This is a genomic window from Bacillus cereus group sp. Bce019 (genome assembly GCF_051781745.1).
GTDB lineage: Bacteria > Bacillota > Bacilli > Bacillales > Bacillaceae_G > Bacillus_A > Bacillus_A cereus.
Genome location: NZ_JBPWJX010000012.1, coordinates 62,155 through 84,590, shown reverse-complemented (window position 1 = coordinate 84,590; position 22,436 = coordinate 62,155). Strand labels below are relative to the sequence as shown.

The following is a 22,436-nucleotide window of genomic DNA, read 5'->3' as shown; positions in this document are numbered from 1 at the left end:
GCACCTCTTTTACTTTAATAAGCCTTCAAAACATGAAGTAAATAATCCTTACGATTCAGCGGATTATAATCAACACGTTTTCGAGTAGGGAAGGGAGCCATAAGCTTTGTGAAACCAGCTGGCTGCGTTATAAATATGCCTTCTCCTTCAGTAAATGAATGTAGCATTCGTTTGAAATCCTCTGTTTTCGCAACAGGTAATAATCCTGTTAGCTGATAAAAATTGTTATTGAATATAGGCTCTGCAAAAGTTGCTGGAATGGCAGCAAGCTTATACATTGCAGTACTAATTGCGTACTCCGGTACAGTTAATTCAAACTCGTTTACCGGTTCATATACATATGTTTCAGCTTGCTTTAAAGCATCCATTAATACGATCGGTGTCAAATTTCTAAAGTCACTCGCTGTTGTAACAGGACTAGCATAACCAGTATGTGTTAACGTGACGATAATATCTGTAACTTCCCATCCATATAATCCTTGTTTTAACGTTTGAAATACCGTATCCTCAATCGCTTTATGGAATGCTAAAGGTAGTGAGCCGAGCTCAACACCTAATTTATACGTTATGCCACAATTAAGTTCACCACGTTCAACTTTGAATCCGACTGTTGCGTAAAAAGGATTCTCTTTTTCACCCATTACTTCAACAGAATTCCCTGCGTCAATTGGCTTCTCAATACATACAACTCGCGTATTTGAGAAAGTAACCTGTAAGTTATATTTCTCATAAAGTGTTGTTTCGATAACCTCTTTTTGTACTTCACCGAAAAGGCGAATATAAAGTTCATTATGAACATCATCTTTCCACACTTTAATGAGTGAATCTTCTTCACAGAGTTCCATAAGTGCAGCGTATAAATCATGAATTCGCTCTTTAGGTACCGCATCAATCGCTGCTTCCACTTGTGGTTCGGCAAAGTGAATATCTTTTATATAATCCGTACGTTCACCGATAATATCACCAATTTTTATATCATTCAGTCCCCACACTTTGCAAAATTCGCCACTAGGAACGGTAGAAGTTTGAACAGCATTTCCGTTATGAAACATGCACATTTTTTTAATCTTTTCCCTATGTGGTAGAGACTCATCGCGTTGTATATCAACATATTTTCTAACATGTAAGCTACCTGAAAAAACTCTTATATAAGCAACCTTTTCTCCAGAAGGTTCACGTTCAATTTTAAAAACAACACCGGATAATGGTTCCTCTTGTGCCGATGTAAGAGCTGGCATTAGGGCCGGAAGTTTTTCAAGTATTTCAGTTACTCCTATACCTGTCATTGCTGAACCGAAAAAGATTGGATACACATTTGCTTGCTGTATTTGCTGTTCTAGTTTTTCTCTTAGTAGTGCGTCCGGTATTATTTCGTTATTTACATATGATTCAAGTAATGATTCATTAAATGGTGCTAACAGTTCCATACAATCGTCATATGATTTGTATTCAATGATCCGGGCTTCTTTCGTTCCTTCGTTTAGAACAGAATAGAAGGGGAATGCTTCATTTGAAAGAACCTCTTTTATTTGTTTCATAACTTTTTCAGTGTTTGCTCCACTACGATCAATTTTATTAACGAATAAAATTGTCGGTATGTTTAGTTTCTGTAATGTTCGCATTAAAATTTTTGTTTGTGCTTGCACACCTTCAACGGCAGAGATAACTAAAATTGCACCGTCTAGAACGCGGAATGATCGCTCCACTTCAGCGATAAAATCAGCGTGTCCAGGTGTATCAATGACATTTACTTTTACATCATCAATAAAGAAAGAAACGACAGATGCTTTAATCGTAATTCCGCGTTGTCTTTCTAATTCCATTGAGTCAGTTTGTGTATTGCCACTATCTACTCGGCCAATTTCTTTAATCACATTCGTTTCATAAAGAATACGCTCAGTCAAACTCGTCTTGCCAGCGTCTACGTGCGCAACAATCCCTATATTTATTGTTGTCATTTATGAATATCCTCATTTCATTTTCCATTTTCATTTCCTCATTTCTATTTGTGTATTGCCGCATTACAATCACTCTCCAGTCATTTAAATTATTACTATTATAGTGCAATTAACATTATTTGTAACGAGACAAAGCGCCTTAATTTGGAAAAAATAAAATAAAAACAAAATGCTTGCATTCTAAATCGATATAGATTATATTAATTGACATATCAACTATTGATACATCAAATGTTTTTATTTTGATTGTAAAGGAGGGTTAATTTGACAAGTTCATGCTCAAAAGAAGCGATTATTTTATATAAATTACACTTTCTAAATAAAGAAGTAAGCTCGAAATTTGAAGGGTGTACGGGTATGAGCCAGTCTCGATTAGAGCTTATACTTCAATTATTTGAAGTAGGTGAAATTAGTCAAAAAGCACTTCAGCAAGAAGTGAATATTGATAATGCTGCGATAACAAGGCATTTAAAGCAGCTTGAGGCCAATGAAATGATTGTAAGACGTAAAAATCCAGATGATAACAGAATTACGTTAGTTTCTCTTACTGAAGAGGGGCGAAATAAAATTCAGGCGTTTCAAGAAGAAAAAGAACGTTTTGCAGCATCTGCATTTAAAGGATTAAGTGAGGAAGAACGCGATAATCTTTTAAATATGTTAAATCACATTCAAGAAAATATAAAAGAATTATAAAAAAGGGAGAATACAACTATGACTAACTCAGTAAAAACAAATGATTTTAACGAAATTTTAACAGGACGTCGTTCAATTCGTAAGTACGACCCTTCAGTGAAAATTAGCAAAGAAGAAATGACAGAAATTCTTACAGAAGCAACACTTGCACCATCTTCAGTAAACATGCAACCATGGAGATTCGTAGTGATTGAAAGTGACGAAGCGAAAGCAACACTTGCGCCACTTGCGAAATTCAATCAATCTCAAGTAGAAACATCTTCAGCAATGATTGCTTTATTTGGTGATTTAAACAATTTTGATAACGCAGAGGAAATTTACGGTACAGCAGTAGAGCGTGGCTTAATGCCAGCAGAAGTAAAAGAAGACCAAATGAAAAAACTTTCAGCTTACTTCTCTATGGTTACACCAGAAGTAATGAAAGATACAGTATTAATTGACGGTGGTCTTGTAGCAATGCAATTTATGCTAGCAGCTCGTGCGCACGGTTATGACACTTGTCCAATTGGTGGATTTGAAAAAGACCAAATCGCAGAAGCATTTGGACTAGATAAAGAACGCTACGTACCAGTTATGTTAATTTCAATCGGGAAAGCTGCAGACAGTGGTTACCAATCAGTACGTCTTCCAATTGAAAAAGTTGCAGAGTGGAAGTAATTTTATAAAAGAACTTCAATAAGTGAAAGATGAGAGGGGAAGCACCATGATTATTATTCACGCAATATTTCAAGTAGACCCAGCAAAACAACAAGCATTTTTAGAAGAAATTCAGCCACTCATTCATGGTTCAAGAGAAGAAAGTGGAAATGTATCTTATGACTTATATAAAGATACAGAAAAAGAAAGTGTTTATACGATGGTAGAAGTATGGAAAGATGAAGCAGCAGTTGCGAGCCATAATACGAGTGAACACTTCACATCTTTCGTTAGTAAAGCAGCACAATTTTTAACTGCTCCTCTTGATATAAAAGCTTATAATGGAGAGTTAGTAAAATAATAAGGTAGAAAAAGATGACTTTAGCATATGGCTGAAGTCATCTTTTTTGTATAAGTAGAATCCATTTTGGACTCAGTTATGTTGATTGATAAGTGTTGCTCGTATCCTCAGTAACTGTGGTGAATTGTATGTTAAATTCGAACATTTGGTTTATTGGGATATTTTTCCGTGTTATAATTTTCTTGTAAATAAAAGGTAGAGGGGAGTAAGTAATGGGAGAATTTCAAAGTAATTTGCATACGGCAACGCAACTTGCAACGAAAATGAGAAATGCTTCAGATAGAATGCAAAGTGCTACTAGTCGCTCTATAAATAAGGCAACGCGTACTACACTATCTGTGAACTTCAAGGCACAAGAAGCAAATCAACAAAATTTACAGATCACGAAACAATTTTGTACTGCTTTTCAACAAACAATTGATAATATCCATTCCGTAGCAAATGAATTTGAGAAAATGGATACAGGACTTCAAAAGACTTTTCAATAATGTAACAACCTACGTAAAGGGGAAAAGGTAGGGAGAAAAGATGAGTCAAGAAATTGAAAAGAGAATCAGTCAATGTAATCAAAAATTACGAAATATATTTGAAGAACAAAATGAAAACCGAATTGCGCTGCAAAATCAAGAACGAGCCGAGGCTAGTTTTCATGAATGGAAAAATAGAAGCAATCGTTTATTTAACCGAATACTAGAAACTTGGCACGGCGACAAAGAAGTGTTTCACCTTTTTACGAATATGCGGCAAGAAATCGGACAGTATGAAAGAAAACTTACATTCGAATTAGAAATTGAAAAAGAGACGTTGCTTAAAGAAAAACGGCATCTCAGTGAGAAAGAAAACGACCTTTCCTATGAACAGCAGCAACTACAAAGGGAGGCCAATACATGAGTTTAAACATGTATTTGGGAGAAGTACAAAGTCAAACTCAAAGTATGAACGCTATATGTAATGCTACGATTCAAAGTATGGAACAAGTCATTCAATCTATTGATGCCTTTGCGATAGACACAGTATTACAAGGACAAACATACAGTAGTGCAAAAGCCTACCTTGTCCAAACATTTCGGCCATTAGCGCAAGGAATCATATGCTTATGTGAAGAATTAATTCGCCAAAATGAAGCATTTCCAAATGAGTTCCAAGCGAAAGTTGCTTCGACAGATGTGATTGAACAAGAAATAAGAGAACAAATAAGGGGAATTAATCAATCGATTACAAGTATAGAAGCAATAGCAGTACTTACACCAATGCCCGGAGTAAGTGCGATTGTAACGGTATTAGGTGCAATGAGAAAAAAACTGGAAGAAAAACTAGAGCATTTATATGAATTCAATCATTCATCCAGCAACAACTACAGCACCGCTCTCCAATTAGCAGCTAGCATCACAGCCGGACTCGCTGAAGTGCAAAGTGGGAAAGGATTTAGTCCTGTGAGTGGTACGTTTAGTACACAAGGGTTGAATATGGATTGGGTGAGTTCGATTCAGGGGATTATAGAAGAAATAGCTCGAAAAAATGATCAGTCAATTAAAGATATAGAAATAAATAACATAATTGAGAAGAAATCTCCGGTTAGAAATGCTTGGGACGATGCGACAGACAGTATAGTTGGCACGTTTGAAACAGCGAAAAAGATGTGGGAAGCTATTCAAAGAGGATCGGGGAAAGCTATTGGTGATGAAATCGAGTCCGCAATAGCTTTAAGTAATATGGACATAGGAACTTTTATTAATGTAACCTATGCACTTTTCCATTTGGATGAAACTGCAAAAAATATGTGGCATGCATTTTCAAATAAAATAAAACGAGATATGATAGAGGGAGATGCAGAGAGTCGTACAGAATTGACTACCTATGGATTAACACAAATAGCTACCACAATATTAGGCGATAGGGCACTAAATAAAGTAGGCCATATCACAAAAGGAGCAAAAGCATCAAGTGGAGTAAGTACATTTGCTAATGCAGTAAAACTAGCAAAAGAATTGAAGCCTACACTTGAAATGTTACAATCATTTAAGAGAGAGGCTTCCTATGCATTCTCTAGTATTGGTGGAACTATCGTAACCAAAATACCTCAAGGCGAATTAATAGAAGCTTATTATAAGTTTGCGAAGTCTAAAGATGGTGGTAAGGGTACGGGTGAAGCTGCTAAATATGATGTAGGTCTCTATAATGAAATAAAAGGTGTACCAGGTTTAGATGCGCATCATATTGGACAAAAAGCTATCATGAAAAAATTTATTGCGGATTATGATCCAAAAGTTGCACCAGCAATATTGGTACCAAAAGTTGGACATACAATCAGAGGACCAAAAGGAATAGTATCAAGAAGTTCAAAAGGAATTGAGAATGGAAGACAATTATTAGCAAGGGATATTATGGAATTAAGAAGGGTTTATCCAGATATTCCAAACTCTCAAATTAAAAAACTTATTGAATTGAATAAAAAATTATACCCTGAATTAAGGAGGAAATAGAAGACATGAATAAACAAGATATTATTAAGCATTTACATCAATCAGTAATACGGGAGAATTTAACAGCTTATCGTGAACTATTTTTGAATACGAATATTAATGAAGTGACTGATCCATATTGGAAGGAAGCACTGAAATTTTATACAGAACTTTCTAATGAAAATAAAGACGTATTATTTAAAATAATTGAGCAAATAGAAGTTGACACTTTATCAACAGTTTTAGGTGTAATAGATGAAGGGGTAATGATTGAAGATAAAGAGGTAGAGTTTGAATTAACTATTAATGATAATAGTGATCCTGTTAATGGTGACTTACAAGATTTATTCCTAGAGTATGATGAAGAAAATAGATAAGGTTTGTGGTGCTTAACTTAAATTTATATAAGGGCATAAACAGGTGAATGCAAAGCAAAATATAATTGCAGTGGAAAAGAAAAACAATAAGTGGTTTAAAAGTAGAGACTCATGATGGTTGTACCATCATGGAGTACTATGTACAATGATAGAATAGAAAAAGAGGTACGAGCTTTGGCGAGATGATATTTTACTGGGTGATGAATATAAACACATGGAATGTATATGAAACTAACGAACTCGTACAAACTCGTAAGTTTTAACATAGTAGTGTCATGGCATACAATAGGTGTCATACTGTTATTACAAAACTTACAAATTTAATGCTACTTAAAAACATAGGAACGTAAAGCACTTGATTGTCAATTAAAGACAACAAGTGCTTTATTGCGTTTTAGCGTAGAAATTTAAAAGAGCACTATAATTTTATAAGTGCATTAAGTGTTAAATTTTTATTGTTGTTTTATAGATTGTAATGGCTATGTACAGTGTACGACGATAGTAGAGGAAAAAATAAAGGGTTGTATTATTTTTTGAAGTCATCGTAAAGTACGTTTTAACGGATGGACGTTATGCACACGTTATCCGCAAAAAACGGGTAAACGTTACAGGAACTTTAATTGCTGTAACGGGAGAGGACTCAATATGGAAAAGAAAGTAGTGGGTTATGTACGAGTTTCAACAGAAGGACAAGTACGTGACGGATACAGCTTAGCGTATCAAGTAGAAGAAATCGAACGTTACTGTATGGAAAACAACTTACAATTGCTTCATGTATATGAAGATAGAGGACTAAGTGGCGCAACTGTTGATGAAAATGGATTAACAGTTGAACGTGAAGGCTTACAAGAACTATTGTCAGATATGGCATATCAACAAGTGAAGCACGTGATTGTACTCAATACATCTCGGTTATGGCGCTCTGATATGGCAAAAGTGTTAATACAACGAGAGCTAAAGAAATACAAGGTAGATGTGAAAGCAATTGAACAACCGAATTACAGTATATATACACATGACCCCAATGACTTTTTAGTAAATGGCATGTTAGAGCTATTAGACCAATACCAACGTCTTGAAATTGCATTAAAACTAAGTAGAGGGAGAAAGAAGAAAGCGGAACAAGGTGGATATGCGGGGGGCGGTGTGATGTTTGGTTACAGAGCAAATAAAGGACAAAAAGTGTTAGAAGTGGATACTAATAAAGCAATCGTTGTACGTAGACTATTTGAGCTACGACACTTTTTTAAGCATTGGTCGCTAACTCAATTGGCAGAACGACTGAATAGGGAAGGCTATTGTACAGAGAAAGGGAAGCGGTTTACGAAAGTACAAGTGAAACGCATGTTAGACCGAGAGAACTTTTATCGAGGGGTATATACATACGGGCAAATACAAACAAATGGGAAACATCCAGCAATTATTTTATAAACTCACTTAAAAAATTAGCTCATTTTACTATACATACTACTAGAGTTATGAAAAATGGATAGGCTTGCGTACCTATGCGCATCGAAAGATGATCGCTCGAACTAAGGTTGCCGACATTTTTATATATGACTAAATCATTGAATAGAGGGATGAGTTATGCATAATAGACAGAACTATTTGTATGTAGGAGTAGATTTACATAAGGAGCATCATACGGCTGTTATTATTAATTGTTGGCAAGAGAAATTAGGAGAAATACAATTTGAGAATAAACCATCTGCATTTTCGAAGTTTTTACTAGAAGTAGAGACATATGTGTGTGATGGGATAACTGTTGTATTTGGTTTAGAAGATGTTGGTGGTTATGGAAGAGCATTAGCGAAATATTTAGTAGATCACGAACAGGTAGTAAAAGAAGTAAATCCAGCTTTATCATTTTTAGAACGCAAAAGTGAGGTAATGATTAAAAAGAACGATAGCTGGGATGCGGAATGTGTAGCACGCATATTGGTAAACAAATTTAATCAATTACCAGATGCAAAGCCAAACGATTTATTTTGGTCGATACAACAACTAGTTTCAAGAAGGAATGCATTAGTAAAAGCACAAAGTGCGTTAAAGAACCAATTACATATTCAATTAAACCACCATTATCCAAGTTATAAAAAGTTTTTCTCAGAGTTAGATGGAAAAACAGCATTAGCGTTTTGGCAGCAATATCCGTCACCCTCTTGTTTAGAGGGGGCAAATATAAAGCAATTAACAGCTTTTTTATTAGATGTTAGCAACAATACATGTTCAGTAAAGAAAGCAAGCGACATATTAAAACTTGTAAAAGAAGATGGACATACAATGAAGGAATATCAAGAAACACGAGACTTTTTAGTAAGAAGTATTGTACGGGATATTGAGTTTAAAAAGACAGAAATGAAATACATCGAGAGAGAATTAAAACAGCTAGTAAAACTACTAGATTATCAATTAGATACAATGCCGGGAATAGAACTTGTGACTGCATCAGCATTAATTGCAGAAATTGGAGATGTAAGGCGATTTCTAAATGCCAACAAATTAGCACGATTTGCGGGGATTGCGCCTGTTTACTTTGGTTCTGGTGGGAAAGGTAAGGTGCATAAAAGCAAACAAGGAAACAGGGCGTTACACGCTTTATTTTATAATTTAGCTGTACAGCAAGTGCAAGTAGCGAAAGGAAGTAAGACGCCACGGAATCCAGTATTTCATGCATACTATCAAAAGAAACTAAAAGAAGGAAAAACAAAGGGACAAGCATTGGTATGTATTATGAGAAGGCTTGTAAACATTGTATATGGCATGATGAAATATAAAACAGCTTATGAGTTGCCGGTAGTGGAAGAAAAAGAAGTAGTTTAATAAGGTTTACATGGTTTGCTTTTTTATTGTGAGGGTTTAAGATTACAACATAGGGTACGGGTGATGTTGGTAAGGGCGTTAGTGGGGCTGGAAGTAAGATTGATGGAGAACTAATTAGAAAATATGTACGAGATATTGAAACACAGACAAATAGAAAAATACCAAAAAAACAAATGGAAGAATTAAAAAGTGCATTAAGAAATACAGAATATAAAAAGATGACGTCTTCAGAAACAAAGAGATATAGACGAGAGTTTAATAAAATTAAGAATTCATTAATTGATGAATGGGAAAAACAAACTGGTCAAAAATGGCCAACTTATACAGAAGATGTGATTTCAGAGAAAACAGGAAAAATCTTAAGAAAAAAAGGAGAACCTTATGATGCTCATCATATAATTGAAAACTCTTATCGTGGGGAACATGAGTGGTGGAATATCCATCCTGCTAAATTTCCTAATGAGCATCAAGGTGGTATTCATGGTTCGGGTTCACCAGGAAATAAACTTTTTAATGGAGGTAAATAATATGAAGTATGATTATCTAGTATCAAATAAACATAATAGCTTTTATCCAGTAGCATTAGAAGAGATAGAAGAAGTGGAAGAGGTATTAGGTTTGAAATTTCCAAAAGAACTAAAAGATTTCTTCTTAAATGTTGGGTATGGCTTTATCAAAGGTTCTAAGCACAATATTAATCGTATTATGGACCCTTATTCTATTAGAGATTTTCGATTAAAGCAAAATGATTATGAATTTTTTCCAGACATTGAAGTTTATGATGATCTTGAAGAAGAAATAATCTTTTTTGAAGGTAATGAAACAGTTTTAATTTCAATTAAATTAACAACAGAAGAAAATAATGGGATTTATTATGATGAATTTAAAATTGCCGATTCACTAGAAGATTTTCTTGCAAAAATATCAGAAAATGATTTATATTATATGGATTTAATTGATTGAAATAAGAAGAAATATTTTTATCAAATAATCATAGTTCGAGAGCGTAGTCTTATTGAAAAGAGGGTAGAAGCTCGTTCGATTAGGAAACGGCTTTTGTAATCGGATGAATGATAAAAACTATAGTATGTATTAAGATGAAAACTCCAGTGATTTTATGAATCATGACTGGAGTTTTTTATTCGAATATCCACATTTCGGGATTTTGTATAACCTTCCATAATATCTAATTGATTTTTAGCAACTTCATCAACATATTATTTTTATTATTTGTTTATATAGATATATCGGAGTTTAGCTGAATCTTCAATAGGCCATATCACAAAAGGAGCAAAAGCATCAAGTGGAGTAAGTACATTTGCTAATGCAGTAAAACTAGCAAAAGAATTGAAGCCTACACTTGAAATGTTACAATCATTTAAGAGAGAGGCTTCCTATGCATTCTCTAGTATTGGTGGAACTATCGTAACCAAAATACCTCAAGGCGAATTAATAGAAGCTTATTATAAGTTTGCGAAGTCTAAAGATGGTGGTAAGGGTACGGGTGGATTCAGTAATGGAACTAGTCGGGCTAACAAGGTTAATATACCCGAAAGTAGCATTAAACATTCAAATGTAGGTGACTTTACAACACATCCTAAAACAGGAGATATTTCAAAAATGAAGGGTGGAGGACATGGACAAAGTAATATTGAATTTTTGGAAAAAAATAATGTAGATTATAATATAAATAAAGTATACGAAAACGGTGTTAGGGTAGGTAATGTGCCTGGACACAAGGTGAAAGCAAAAAGAACAGGTTCCAATCAATCATGGTTTCCAGAAAGCTGGACAGAGTCTGATATTACAGCAGCAGGTGCTAAGATTGCTGAATTGCCCGGATTTGCGAATACAGAAAATGGTGTGGCTATTTTTGGAGAGTATAATGGGGTTAGGGTTGGAGTTATAAAAACAAATGGAGAGATAGGGACTATTTTTCCAGATGCGACTAAACAACCGTAGATAGAGTTTGGAGGATTAATATGGATATAGCAAATAAAATGGAAGTTATATTAAATGAAAGAAAAAAATTAAATTTGAATGATGACTATGGGATACAAAAAAGTTGGAATGAAATAATAGAAGTTCTCTCAGAAAATGAGGAAAATACTATAAGATATTTAGAGAACTGTAGTAAAGAAGAGTTATATTGGATAAGTGAAGTTTTGGAAGATATAGTAGAAATTATACAAAGTAAAGAACTAATTAATTGCTTAAGAAAATTAGATGGAAAATTTCCAGAATTAGAAATGACAAATGATATTGATATTGCAGAAAGTTATATAGAAAATCCTTAAATTAAAGGAATAGTTGGTGTGCTTAAGTATAGAACCATGGGATATAATGATACTTTCTTGAAATTCATAGATCATGATGGTTGTACCATCATAGAGTGTTATGTGCAATGATAGAATAGAAAACGAGGTACGAGCTTAGGCGAGATGACATTTTACTGTACGACGAATATTAAAGACTTGGAATAGGAAAAAAATTACAAATTTATGCTACTTAAAAACATATGAACTTAAAGCACTTGGTTGTCTATTTGAGACAATAAGTGCTTTTTTAATTGAAAGGTAAGCTATAAATTTATCGAAATTATTTTTATGAATTAAAGCTAACAGAATATGCACATAGGCTTCAATTGCAGGTATATAGTTTGTTTTTCAATGTCAAAAAACATTAAAAAAAACAGGGCAAAATTATTAAATAGCCGGGTCCATTGTAGAAATGTTTGAAGGTATCTCGCTCATAGGCGAATCTAATTTCTTAACTATCGTGGCAGAAGTAGGAACTGGTGGGTTAGCATCACCAATTGTTATTCCATTAGATATAGCAGCAACAGCTACTGGGGCAAGTCTTTTTGTACATGGTAGATTTGTTTGGAATAAATCGATTCAAAATACTAAGGATACTATTCAAGAAATCCAGTCTTCTGGTGGGGGTACGGCTAACGGTAAACCTAGCAGTAACAAAAATACAACTGTAGATAATTTTGATGCAAAAACAGCTACAAATAAGCAAAAAGGTAATTATGGTGAAATAAAATCTAGTGACAATTTATTGAATAATCAAAGTTTAAAAGAAGCTGGATTTGATTTAAAGCCAGTCGGAAAAAGTGCACCATCAGGCATAAATGATAAAATAGTAAAAAGGATTGATGGATTATACGAAAATGCAAATGTAGAATCAAAGATCAAATACGTTATAGATGAGGCTAAGTTTGGCAGTTCACAATTGGGGAAAACTAAAGATGGACGACAAATGTCAAATGATTGGTTGAAAGGTTCTGAAACTGGAAAAAGTAGAATATTAAAAGCTGTTGAGGGAGATGAAGTATTAGCTGAACAGATTACGAAAGCCTTGAAAAGAGGTAAAGTTGAAAGAGTATTATCAAAAGTTGATAGTAGTGGAAAGGTTAAAACATTTAAGATAGATGCAAAGGGTAACATCGTTGGAGAGTGGCCATAATCTAGAAGCGAGGAGGAATTAAAAAGAATGAGGGATCATTTATGTATAGAAGAAAAATGTAAAAGGGGAATAGAATATCATAAAGAGTTTATCGAAGAAAATAGAGAAGAGATTAAAAGTTTAGAAGAAGATGAAAAAAATGGTATTCAAAGATATCCTAATGATAACAAAAGTATTATATTAGAAAATTATTTGTCGAATTTTATACATGAGATGAACGACATTAGGGCAATGTATTCTTTAGGAGAAGACATTAGTAAAATGGAAGTATATTTTTATAATGCGATAGATGATTTAGAGCATACAGGGACTAGCAAAGTGGGTTATATATATATGCTTTGGATAATTTCTTTAGGAATTTTGTTAGAGACGGATAAAAAGAATATAGAAAGATTAAAAAAGATAGTTGATAAAAAAAATGTGAATGATGCAGTAATCGATTTCCTCTTATGCGCTAGTGATATCGGATACACAAAAGTGACGAATAGATATTATAAAGAAAATCCATATGCAAAAACAAGAGAGATTATAGAACTTGCACAAACAGATAAAAAAGAAGCATCTAAAAGATTACAAACGTACATGGAGAAAGAATGGTTTAAAGGCCATTATGATTATGAATGGAAAAATGCGCATAAAGAACCTGGATATGTAGGATATTGGAGTTTTGAAACAGCGGCGCTTGCGAAAATTTTGGAACTTGATGATACAAGTTTAAAAGATAATAATCACTATCCATATGATTTGGCACATTATAAAAATGAAATGAAATTCAAGCATATAGACCTAAGTGAATATCACTATGAAGATGAGACAGAAGAAATCGAGGATATAGTAGAAGGAATTGAACATCATCCTGCATTGGAAAATATTATTCCGCCAAAATGGCATTCATTGGTCAATGAATTAATACATGACTATAAGAATATCGATGATAGTAGTTTTTATGAGAAATACAAAAAAACGATAGGAATAGGTCAAGTGTGGTTCTTACCACAAGAGTATGAAGAAGAAAATGAGCAAAAAAATCTATTAGGAAGTTTAATTGTGTTTGCCTTGACGGTAAGAGATTATATATTACAACTGGACTATAAAGAAGATTTAGAAGACTACATTGATAATCTTAAAAATTTCTGGAATGGATCAGAAACAAAGTTAATTCAATTTATGTTAGAGAATGATCAAAATTATTATGCATGGGTACCAAAAGAAGCAAACATCCCAAATATGTATGAAGTGAAGATTGAGAGTGTCGATGTAGAGGAAGTTCTATAACGAACAAATCGAAATGGTTTTTATTATATGTAATATTAGAATGCATTTTACTAGTTAATTGAAAACAATGCATGCGTGGCAGAAAAGAGGATGTATTGTTACTAAAAATTAGAGGGAAAGAAGGCTGTTGGATTGAGTTAAGCACCTCATTGTCAATGTACGACAATAGGTGCTTTTTTGCGTGCAATGAAGAAAAAATAAAAGATTCATTTTCACTCTATTTCATCTTCGAATTACATGTTATAATTTGGAAAAAAGTGTATTCTTAATTTTTAGATAATTAAAAGGTGGTAGATTACTATATGAGTACATTAAAGAAAATTACTAATAATATTTCGAAGGTTATTATAGGAAAAGACGAATCGATAGAACTAGCAGCCATTGCTCTAATAGCAAAAGGACACATTTTATTAGAGGATGTACCTGGGACAGGAAAAACAACATTAGCGAAAAGTTTGGCTAAAAGTGTGAACGCTAAATTTCAAAGAATACAATTTACAGCGGATACTTTGCCTGGAGATGTTATTGGCCTTGAATATTTTGATGTGAAGGGATCGGATTTTAAAACGAGGTTAGGTCCTATTTTTGCAAATATCGTATTAGTGGATGAAATTAATCGAGCTGTACCGAGAACACAATCTTCGTTACTTGAGGTTATGGAAGAGCGTACTGTTACAATTGCGAAACAGACACATTCATTACCAGAACCTTTTTTAGTTATAGCAACGCAAAATCCACTCGAATCAGCGGGCACATTTCCTTTACCAGATGCTCAGTTAGACCGGTTTTTACTCACAATACGCCAAGGTTATCCTACGAGAGAAGCTGAAAAGGAAATGATGAATCGGTTTCAAATGAATGATCCGTTAGAAACGTTACATTCTATTATTTCAAGTGAAGAAATTATTACGATGCAAAAGCGTGCAAGAGAAGTGTTAGTAGGGAATGAGGTGCAAGATTATCTCCTTGAAATTATTGAAGCAACTCGTAACCATGAGTTAATTGAAATTGGTGTAAGCCCCCGGGGAACGTTGGCATTTATGAGAGCAATTCAAGCACGGGCAATATTAAATGAAAGAGATTACTGTACGCCAGATGATATTAAGACGCTCGCTGCATCAGTTTGTGCTCATCGTTTAACGTTAACGATTGAGGGAGAGATGAAAACGACGAAAGAACAAATTATGAAAGAAATTCTTCATACGATTAGTGTGCCAGTGGAGAATGTACGATGAATCAACAGCTTGTGTATACACCTTTAGCGGAGCCTTTCGTAATGGGAGTTATGTCAGTTGTAGCCGTTATTTTAAGTGTATTTTCAAGTAATCTACTGTTTTTATCTCTCGTATTTTTATATGTAATTTTAATAGGTGCTATGCATGTATATATACGTAAAGTATCTCGTGTTGAATGGGAATACAGTCAAGGGAGTTCGAATGTTTTTATAGGTGAAACGAATATGTGCAAAATGAAAATTTCAAACAAGTCGACATTTCCTATTCTTAATATCGTATTTCGATTTAAATGTGAAAATAAGCTAACTTGGAATCATGATGAAATAAACAAAAATCATAGTACAGGTTCAAATTATTATATGAATTTTAATTTAAAAGGAAGGGAGTCAGTTTCATTTGATTTGCAAGCTGTAGCGTTAAAAAGAGGCATCGCGAAATGGGAAGAAGTTGAAATTGTTATTACTGATCTCTTTGGATTTATAACGAACCATATAACATATAAACAAGTTGATACGCCCTCTTATTTAGTCTTACCAGCTGTTCCGAAAATACAAGTTCCTGAATTACAAGAATGGTCACGAGGATTTCGAAAAGCGATGTCTTCACCCTTATATGATGAAACGAAAGTAATGGGAGTAAAGTCTTATGAAAATGAAGATTTTCGTTCCATCCACTGGAGTGCAACAGCGAAAACAGGGACGATAATTGCGAAAAAGTATGAGCGAACACAATGTGATAAATACGCGATTTATCTCAACTTGCAAAATAAAAGTGGTGTTTCTTTGCGAAATGATATAGAGGAATTAATTGAATTAACAGCAGGTATATGCAAACAACTTCTTATGCAAAACTGTTCGTTTGAAGTATGGATCAATAGTGTAAAAGATAACGGTTTGCTACATATAAAAAATGGTGATAATCGGAAACATTTGCAAAATGTATTAAGGGTACTTGCCTCGATATCAGACCAAGATACGCCTATATCTTCTTCTTACTTTTACACAGCAGGCTTTCGTCGAAAGGAACTGGATGCGGTTCCTTTAATTATTGGTACTTCACCAAAGAAATACAGTAGAACGAATAAATGGATTGTAATGAAAGAATAAGAAGGGGCTTATGTCATGGTGAATAAAAAGCGACATATGAAAGTGAAGTTATGGAGTGTGAGAACTTTAATCATACTTTTCTTTGCGATTAGTGCGATAACGTTATCACAAGGTATTGTGTATGTACAAGACATAGTAAAAGAGCGTTTTTTCAGTAAGACTAAGACAATATCGGAAAGAAATTATGACTTTACTAGTATAGGTGAAAATTTTGATGATTCCAAAATAGATGAAGATGAATATGAAGAAGTAAAAGATACGGGTATAAGAACGAAAACGGGTAAAAAATTTCAACCTTTCGAAAGAGAAAGTCTATGGAATGACGTGCTTTCTGTTCTTTCAAATGTATGGATTACTATAGTTTTTTATGTGATAATCGCAATATCAATTATATATGCCATCTACAAGTATATTAGGAAAAAATTGACGAAAACAGAAATAGTACAGGAGAAAGAATCGATCACAAAGCAAACTGCGGTAAGAAGCATAAAGAATGAAAAAGTCATTCATCAGTTAGAACAGCCGTTACCGACAGATAAGATAAGAAAAACGTTAGTTGAATGGGAAAGAACATTACCATTTCATGAACAGAGAAGGTCCTATGAAACGATGCAACAATGGTTAAAAAGAATTTGTAGAACAAGGGATATTATCTCGTTATATGAGTCTGTTCGTTATGGGGAAAAGACGTATACGGATTTAGATGTGGAAGAAATAATGAAGTGGGTAGAGGGAGATGGGAAGGTGGATACATAAATATCCACCTTTTCTTTTTTTATACGGAAATTTGATTAACATGAATTATTTTCTTATATGAAACCGTATTTAAATAGGTAAACAAAATTAACTTTATTTACTTATACTTCATTACATGTTAACCTATACTTAATTTTTATAAACTATAATTAATTTTTAAGTTTTTTAAGGGTGTGAAAATGTAATGAAATCGGTATTAAAAAGCATACTTATTTCCTTTGTTTTTTCTGCAGTAGGTATGTGTTGGTTACTGTACGTATTATTCAAAGGGGACGGAGACTGGTTATTGTCTTGGATAGGTGTATTAATGGCATATTTATCTTTATATACTTTAATAGATTTATATTGTAAAAATACATACGATAAAAAAGTAAATAAATGGCTTATAAAAACAGCGGTGACTAGTTTTAGTTTTTCTGTATTAGGAATCTCGTTTTGTATCATACACGAGCTATTAACACCATGGAGTCTCAGTTTAATGGTGTGGTATTGGTTGCTAATGTTAGTGTTATTTTTAACGACCATAATATCATTAGTTAGTCTCGTATTTGTTAATCGTAAAAATCATAATTTCACCGGTGGATATAGAATGCTCATACTTCTAAATGTATTTCTTACATTGGGACCAGTATTATGGCCGCTATTACTTTCTATTATTGGAAATGGTATGAATGCTAGTGCGGGCTGGTAAAAAGGCATATAAATTAGTTGTGTAAAGAATAGGATGAAAAGTTGATATAGAATTTTAAATGTTTAAGAGAACATGTTTACATAAAAAATGAAAACATGTTCTCTTTTTATTTGCATACATAATTCTTCCTCAGTTTACTTTACTTAAATTTAAACGTAAGTATTTCGTAAGGAATGGATAAGAAAAAAGAAAGTTTTATCATATAGGATGAAAGTATAGCTTGAATCAATACGATATGAATAGGGGAGAGAAACCCTTATGAAAAAACGTAATTCAATGAAATTAGCAAGTTTGGCAGTTTTATTGGCGGGTACTACTCTAATCACACCAGATTTTACTGTGAAAGCGGAGTCTACTCAAAGTATCTCTAATTTGTCAAAAGCGCATGAACAAAAGAATCGGAATGGTTGGAAGCGAGTAATGCAGGAAACTGTACAGCTTGGCGCTCCAGGGATATTAGCTAAGGCGTATAATAACGGAAAAACGAGTAGTTATACTGCTGGCGTAGCAGATTTAAGTACAAAGAAACCGGTGAAATCAGATTATCGCTTTCGGATTGGTAGTGTGACGAAAACTTTTACTGCTACGACTGTTCTGCAATTAGTTGGAGAAAATCGCGTACAACTTGACGATTCAATTGAAAAGTGGCTACCGGGCCTCATTCAAGGAAATGGGTATGATGGTAATCAAATTACGATACGCCAACTTTTAAATCATACGAGTGGTATAGCTGAATATTTAAAGTCAAAAGATGCTGACATAATGAATTCGAAAAAAACGTATACAGCAGAAGAAATAGTGAAAATAGGACTTGCGCTGCCTCCGGATTTTTCGCCAGGTAAAAGCTGGTCGTATTCAAACACAGGATACGTAATACTAGGAATGCTTATTGAAAAAATAACTGGTAATAGTTATGCGGAGGAAATCGAAAAGCGAATTATTGAACCTTTGGACTTGTCAAATACGTTTTTACCAGGTAATTCACCTGTAATCCCAGGAAAGAATCACGCTCGTGGGTATGTGAAAACCGAAGGAACGAGCGAGTTGAAAGACATTACGTATTATAATCCGAGTTTAGCTAATGCAGCTGGAGATATGATTTCTAATGCGGATGATTTAAATAAATTCTTTTCATCTTTACTCAGTGGTAAGTTATTGAAGGAACGAGAGCTAAAAGAAATGCTTACTACAGTTCCTGTAGAAGGAAAAGCGGTTGGTGATGGGTATGGTCTTGGAATCTATGAGACTAAACTTCCGAATGGTGTTTCAGTTTGGGGTCACGGAGGAGGAATTCCCGGATTTACAACTTTTGCTGGCGGAGTAATTGGTGGTAAGCATACATTGGCTGTCAGTATTAACTCTTTAGATGAGATCGATATAGTTTCGCAGTTTAATAAAATGATGCAAATTGAATTTAATAAATAGATGAAAAGAAAATGAATGGAATTTTGTTATAGTTGTATTTAAAAGAGGTGCTTTTTTAAGTTCGCAACTATGGACAGTAGTTGCATTTATGATATGACATCAAGTGTATTTCAAAGTTAAAATCAATTTTAATGCTTACGATAAAAATAAAAAGAATGTCAGTTACATGACATTCTTTTTATTTTGGATAAAAGAGGTATGTGTATAGTTCTGAAAATTGTTATTTTTGAAATTGTTCCATATAATGAAGGATATAGGGGCGCCAATTGGGGAGTTATGAATGGAAAATACTTTAGTTAGTTAATTATTTCTCGTTTTAATCAAAATAATTATGAGTTGATTTGGAGTTGAATACAATGGGGAAAAATCATTATAAATGGAGTAATAAACAATTACGAGAGCATGTTGAAGTACTAGATGGTAAGAGAAGTCCACACATATTATTAAAGAATGCAACATATTTAAATTCCTATATGCGCGAGTGGATGACAGCGAACATTTGGATATATAATGATCGAATTGTATACGTAGGGGAGCAGCTGCCAGAGCAATTAATGGAGTGTGAAGTTGTTGATTGCGAAGGAAAGTATGTCGTACCCGGTTACATAGAACCGCATGCACATCCGTATCAGTTGTATAACCCAGAGACGTTAGCGAATTATGCGATGCAGTTTGGGACAACAACTTTTATTAATGATAATTTAACTTTATTTTTCACATTAAAGCGTGAAGAAGCATTTCGTTTATTAGATGAATTCAAAAAGATTCCAGCAAGTATGTATTGGTGGTGCCGTTTTGATGGACAAACTGAATTGCAAAACAGGGAATCTTTGTTTAATAGTGAAGAAATAATAGAGTGGTTGCAGCATGAAGCGGTTCTTCAAGGCGGCGAGCTAACAGCATGGCCAAAACTATTACATGGCGATGATGAAATGTTAACTTGGGTGCAGGAAACGAAGCGATTGCAAAAGAAAGTAGAAGGACATTTTCCGGGTGCATCTGAAACGACTTTAGCGAAGTTAAAACTGTTAGGTACAGATTGTGATCATGAAGCGATGACAGGGCAGGAAGCTTTCACTCGTCTTATGCAAGGTTACACTGTTTCCTTAAGAAATTCTTCAATCCGCCCAGATTTAGAAGTTTTACTGAAAGAATTGTTGGAACTAGGCGTAAAGCAGTTTGATAGATTCTTTTTTACAACAGACGGCTCACATCCTTCGTTTTATGAAAATGGAATGACAAACGTTATGATTTCTACCGCGATAAAACAAGGAGTACCAGTAATAGATGCATACGATATGGCAAGTTATAATATTGCTCGTTATTATAATATGGAACATGTACATGGTTCGATTGCGACAGGTAGAATTGCTAATATCAATATTTTAGAAAGTAAAGAAAACCCAGTACCAATTAGTGTCCTTGCAAAGGGGAAATGGGTGAAGCGTGACGGTGTAAATACACATGAAGCATTACATATAGACTGGAGTAAACATAAAGTAACTCCATTATCACTAGATTGGTCAATAGAAAAAGAGGATATGATTTTCTCTAATAAAACGGGGATACACTTATTAAATAACGTTATTACAAAACCATACACTAGTGAAATCAATATAGACTGTGATGAATTGTCCACAGATCATGATGAATGTTTCTTTATGATGATTGCTCGTGATGGCAGTTGGCAAGTGAATACAGCTATGAAAGGTTTTGCAAAAGAACTAGGTGGGCTTGCTAGCTCTTATTCTGGTACAGGTGACATCATTCTTATAGGAAAAAGAAAAGAAGATATGCTTACAGCTTTTCGTAGAGTAAAAGAGCTTGGCGGGGGAATGGTAATAGCTGAAAAGAATGAAGTATTACACGAAATAGCATTACCATTGCTCGGGAGTATGTCTAATTTAAAAATGAGTGAATTAATACAGGAAGAGAAACAGATGGTGAAATTACTACAAGAGCGTGGCTACGCGTATGATGATCCAGCATTTACAATTTTATTCTTTTCTGCGACGCACTTGCCTTTTATACGAGTAACACCTATAGGATTATATGATGTGAAAAGTAGTAAGGTAGTTGCCCCGCCCGTGAATTTGATAAAACAATATTAAAAGGAAAGATCCTATAAAAATTTTATTTTATAGGATCTTTCTTATTATTAGCATAAGAATATTGTAAGCCTCAAATGATATAGTATCTAAATCATTTGAGGTGATATGTAAATATGAAAAAAATATTTTACATTTTAAGCGTATTTATTCTGTGTGTATCGATACAACACGTTGTACATTCCCAATCAGATGCACCAAAGTTATCTTCGGATTGTCTCGAAGAAAGAAAAGTTCGAGATGAAAAGTATGTGAAGAATATAATACAGGACATTAAATCCACATTTAATTTAAATATTGATGAACATAGTTTTTGGGAAGTAAGTAAAAGAGATCTGGAGGCTGCTCATTTGATGTATGGTGGAAAGGAAAATGATTCTTATTATACTTCGCTAACTAAAATTTATGATAGTGGTGGATTTAGCGAACAGCCCAGCCTATTTGTGAGGGCGCAAGAAGCATTTTTACTTTATAAAGAAAAAGATAATATCAATGTAATGAAAAGCCTAAAACTAGACGTTGAAAAAGGGGAATGGCTCGTTATAAAAACGAAAAAGAAGAAAGGGAAAAAAGTGAAATTCAAGCCGTTGCAATGTGAAAAAGATTATATGAAGAAGAGAAATGAATAACAAAATACTTATTCATGCTGTTTTTATTCAACGATATTTTGCTGTTGATTTGAAATAGAAAAAGGTAAACGAACATATTAGCTTTATGGAATATGTTTGTTTACCTTTTTTGAGAGATTTAAAAATTGGGGATGTAGTTAGTGGGGAATTATTTACTGGCTAATGAACTTATAATATTCAATGAATTTGTTCTTCATAAACATTAGATTTTGTGTCAAATGATTTATACATTGCCGAAGCACCTATGTATATTTTATTCTACAGTATTTATAAAAGAATGTTGGCTATTCATAAGAAATATAATTGGCACAGTTTTTGCTTGTATTACATGTAAGGAAGGGAGATTGTATGTAAGGAATCTGTACTCGTAATAGTATAAAACAAGCTACTATTGCATTATTAATCATAGTTGTATTTATAGCGGAACTGT

General features: G+C 33.8%; 20 protein-coding genes and 3 pseudogenes. 22 read left to right on the top strand and 1 reads right to left on the bottom strand.

The genetic code is table 11. The annotated features are described in order from the left end of the window. Positions 1–14: 14 nt before the first annotated feature. The gene (locus tag ACS2QP_RS17100) at positions 15–1,958 is read right to left on the bottom strand and encodes a GTP-binding protein (protein ID WP_438882666.1); all 1,944 of its coding nucleotides are present in this window, start codon (positions 1,956–1,958) and stop codon (positions 15–17) included. Positions 1,959–2,222: 264 nt separating this feature from the next. Between ACS2QP_RS17100 and ACS2QP_RS17095 the strand changes: the two genes are divergently transcribed. The 22 genes and pseudogenes from ACS2QP_RS17095 to ACS2QP_RS16990 all read left to right on the top strand — a co-directional run bounded on the left by ACS2QP_RS17095 (position 2,223) and on the right by ACS2QP_RS16990 (position 22,006). Next, entirely contained in the window at positions 2,223–2,651 is a 429-nt protein-coding gene (locus tag ACS2QP_RS17095) for a MarR family winged helix-turn-helix transcriptional regulator (protein WP_000204162.1), read from the top strand. 18 nt (positions 2,652–2,669) lie between these two features. Beyond that, a complete protein-coding gene (locus ACS2QP_RS17090; protein ID WP_000185391.1) occupies positions 2,670–3,308 on the top strand; it encodes a nitroreductase family protein in 639 nt (212 codons plus the stop codon). A gap of 46 nt (positions 3,309–3,354) precedes the next feature. Beyond that, the gene (locus tag ACS2QP_RS17085) at positions 3,355–3,648 is read left to right on the top strand and encodes a putative quinol monooxygenase (protein ID WP_000583804.1); all 294 of its coding nucleotides are present in this window, start codon (positions 3,355–3,357) and stop codon (positions 3,646–3,648) included. A gap of 212 nt (positions 3,649–3,860) precedes the next feature. Beyond that, positions 3,861–4,136: a TIGR04197 family type VII secretion effector gene (locus ACS2QP_RS17080; RefSeq protein ID WP_000503639.1), complete on the top strand. Its 276-nt coding sequence runs from the start codon at positions 3,861–3,863 to the stop codon at positions 4,134–4,136. A 40-nt stretch (positions 4,137–4,176) separates the two neighbouring features. Further along, a complete protein-coding gene (locus ACS2QP_RS17075) occupies positions 4,177–4,539 on the top strand; it encodes a DUF3958 family protein (RefSeq protein ID WP_000076582.1) in 363 nt (120 codons plus the stop codon). Beyond that, positions 4,536–6,131 (top strand): T7SS effector LXG polymorphic toxin, encoded by a 1,596-nt coding sequence (locus tag ACS2QP_RS17070; protein WP_332284333.1) that lies wholly within the window; start codon positions 4,536–4,538, stop codon positions 6,129–6,131. Before ACS2QP_RS17075 ends, ACS2QP_RS17070 begins: the two co-directional genes overlap by 4 nt. 5 nt (positions 6,132–6,136) lie before the next feature. Then, positions 6,137–6,487: a hypothetical protein gene (locus ACS2QP_RS17065; RefSeq protein WP_017560553.1), complete on the top strand. Its 351-nt coding sequence runs from the start codon at positions 6,137–6,139 to the stop codon at positions 6,485–6,487. A gap of 645 nt (positions 6,488–7,132) precedes the next feature. Further along, the gene (locus ACS2QP_RS17060) at positions 7,133–7,918 is read left to right on the top strand and encodes a recombinase family protein (RefSeq protein ID WP_000412791.1); all 786 of its coding nucleotides are present in this window, start codon (positions 7,133–7,135) and stop codon (positions 7,916–7,918) included. A 156-nt stretch (positions 7,919–8,074) separates the two neighbouring features. Continuing rightward, on the top strand, positions 8,075–9,310 hold the full coding sequence (locus tag ACS2QP_RS17055) for an IS110 family transposase (protein ID WP_086419725.1): 1,236 nt from the start codon (positions 8,075–8,077) through the stop codon (positions 9,308–9,310). Positions 9,311–9,363: 53 nt separating this feature from the next. After that, positions 9,364–9,837: pseudogene (locus ACS2QP_RS17050) on the top strand (cytoplasmic protein); the annotation flags it as partial. 1 nt (position 9,838) lies between these two features. After that, positions 9,839–10,273, top strand: a complete 435-nt coding sequence (locus ACS2QP_RS17045) for an SMI1/KNR4 family protein (protein WP_061457387.1) — start codon at positions 9,839–9,841, stop codon at positions 10,271–10,273. Positions 10,274–10,567: 294 nt separating this feature from the next. Next, positions 10,568–11,272, top strand: a pseudogene (locus ACS2QP_RS17040) (EndoU domain-containing protein); the annotation flags it as partial. Between the two features lie 20 nt (positions 11,273–11,292). Next, on the top strand, positions 11,293–11,607 hold the full coding sequence (locus tag ACS2QP_RS17035) for a hypothetical protein (protein ID WP_000350220.1): 315 nt from the start codon (positions 11,293–11,295) through the stop codon (positions 11,605–11,607). Between the two features lie 412 nt (positions 11,608–12,019). After that, positions 12,020–12,781, top strand: a pseudogene (locus ACS2QP_RS17030) (hypothetical protein); the annotation flags it as partial. 27 nt (positions 12,782–12,808) lie between these two features. Next, the gene (locus ACS2QP_RS17025; protein WP_438882665.1) at positions 12,809–14,056 is read left to right on the top strand and encodes a PoNi-like cognate immunity protein; all 1,248 of its coding nucleotides are present in this window, start codon (positions 12,809–12,811) and stop codon (positions 14,054–14,056) included. Between the two features lie 302 nt (positions 14,057–14,358). Continuing rightward, the gene (locus tag ACS2QP_RS17020) at positions 14,359–15,291 is read left to right on the top strand and encodes an AAA family ATPase (RefSeq protein WP_438882664.1); all 933 of its coding nucleotides are present in this window, start codon (positions 14,359–14,361) and stop codon (positions 15,289–15,291) included. Then, positions 15,288–16,397, top strand: coding sequence for a DUF58 domain-containing protein (locus ACS2QP_RS17015; protein ID WP_061457382.1), 1,110 nt, complete (start codon positions 15,288–15,290; stop codon positions 16,395–16,397). The genes ACS2QP_RS17020 and ACS2QP_RS17015 overlap by 4 nt, the downstream gene beginning before the upstream one ends. 15 nt (positions 16,398–16,412) lie before the next feature. Beyond that, positions 16,413–17,153 carry a hypothetical protein gene (locus tag ACS2QP_RS17010; protein WP_000247494.1) on the top strand — a complete coding sequence of 247 codons (741 nt, stop codon included), beginning with the start codon at positions 16,413–16,415 and terminating at the stop codon, positions 17,151–17,153. Positions 17,154–17,337: 184 nt separating this feature from the next. After that, complete coding sequence (locus ACS2QP_RS17005) at positions 17,338–17,844, top strand: DUF3902 family protein (protein WP_061457380.1); 507 nt, start codon at positions 17,338–17,340, stop codon at positions 17,842–17,844. A 258-nt stretch (positions 17,845–18,102) separates the two neighbouring features. Beyond that, positions 18,103–19,269 carry a serine hydrolase domain-containing protein gene (locus tag ACS2QP_RS17000; protein WP_061457379.1) on the top strand — a complete coding sequence of 389 codons (1,167 nt, stop codon included), beginning with the start codon at positions 18,103–18,105 and terminating at the stop codon, positions 19,267–19,269. A gap of 356 nt (positions 19,270–19,625) precedes the next feature. Next, a complete protein-coding gene (locus ACS2QP_RS16995; protein ID WP_438882663.1) occupies positions 19,626–21,380 on the top strand; it encodes an adenine deaminase in 1,755 nt (584 codons plus the stop codon). A 113-nt stretch (positions 21,381–21,493) separates the two neighbouring features. Then, complete coding sequence (locus tag ACS2QP_RS16990) at positions 21,494–22,006, top strand: hypothetical protein (RefSeq protein ID WP_153582435.1); 513 nt, start codon at positions 21,494–21,496, stop codon at positions 22,004–22,006. Positions 22,007–22,436: the final 430 nt, after the last annotated feature.

Bases quoted from the DNA above. Each gene is read 5' to 3' on its own strand.
- ACS2QP_RS17100 (WP_438882666.1), bottom strand. From the start codon at position 1,958: ATGACAACAATAAATATAGGGATTGTTGCGCACGTAGACGCTGGCAAG.
- ACS2QP_RS17090 (WP_000185391.1), top strand. From the start codon at position 2,670: ATGACTAACTCAGTAAAAACAAATGATTTTAACGAAATTTTAACAGGA.
- ACS2QP_RS17085 (WP_000583804.1), top strand. From the start codon at position 3,355: ATGATTATTATTCACGCAATATTTCAAGTAGACCCAGCAAAACAACAA.
- ACS2QP_RS17080 (WP_000503639.1), top strand. From the start codon at position 3,861: ATGGGAGAATTTCAAAGTAATTTGCATACGGCAACGCAACTTGCAACG.
- ACS2QP_RS17075 (WP_000076582.1), top strand. From the start codon at position 4,177: ATGAGTCAAGAAATTGAAAAGAGAATCAGTCAATGTAATCAAAAATTA.
- ACS2QP_RS17070 (WP_332284333.1), top strand. From the start codon at position 4,536: ATGAGTTTAAACATGTATTTGGGAGAAGTACAAAGTCAAACTCAAAGT.
- ACS2QP_RS17065 (WP_017560553.1), top strand. From the start codon at position 6,137: ATGAATAAACAAGATATTATTAAGCATTTACATCAATCAGTAATACGG.
- ACS2QP_RS17060 (WP_000412791.1), top strand. From the start codon at position 7,133: ATGGAAAAGAAAGTAGTGGGTTATGTACGAGTTTCAACAGAAGGACAA.
- ACS2QP_RS17055 (WP_086419725.1), top strand. From the start codon at position 8,075: ATGCATAATAGACAGAACTATTTGTATGTAGGAGTAGATTTACATAAG.
- ACS2QP_RS17045 (WP_061457387.1), top strand. From the start codon at position 9,839: ATGAAGTATGATTATCTAGTATCAAATAAACATAATAGCTTTTATCCA.
- ACS2QP_RS17035 (WP_000350220.1), top strand. From the start codon at position 11,293: ATGGATATAGCAAATAAAATGGAAGTTATATTAAATGAAAGAAAAAAA.
- ACS2QP_RS17025 (WP_438882665.1), top strand. From the start codon at position 12,809: ATGAGGGATCATTTATGTATAGAAGAAAAATGTAAAAGGGGAATAGAA.
- ACS2QP_RS17020 (WP_438882664.1), top strand. From the start codon at position 14,359: ATGAGTACATTAAAGAAAATTACTAATAATATTTCGAAGGTTATTATA.
- ACS2QP_RS17015 (WP_061457382.1), top strand. From the start codon at position 15,288: ATGAATCAACAGCTTGTGTATACACCTTTAGCGGAGCCTTTCGTAATG.
- ACS2QP_RS17010 (WP_000247494.1), top strand. From the start codon at position 16,413: ATGGTGAATAAAAAGCGACATATGAAAGTGAAGTTATGGAGTGTGAGA.
- ACS2QP_RS17005 (WP_061457380.1), top strand. From the start codon at position 17,338: ATGAAATCGGTATTAAAAAGCATACTTATTTCCTTTGTTTTTTCTGCA.
- ACS2QP_RS17000 (WP_061457379.1), top strand. From the start codon at position 18,103: ATGAAAAAACGTAATTCAATGAAATTAGCAAGTTTGGCAGTTTTATTG.
- ACS2QP_RS16995 (WP_438882663.1), top strand. From the start codon at position 19,626: ATGGGGAAAAATCATTATAAATGGAGTAATAAACAATTACGAGAGCAT.
- ACS2QP_RS16990 (WP_153582435.1), top strand. From the start codon at position 21,494: ATGAAAAAAATATTTTACATTTTAAGCGTATTTATTCTGTGTGTATCG.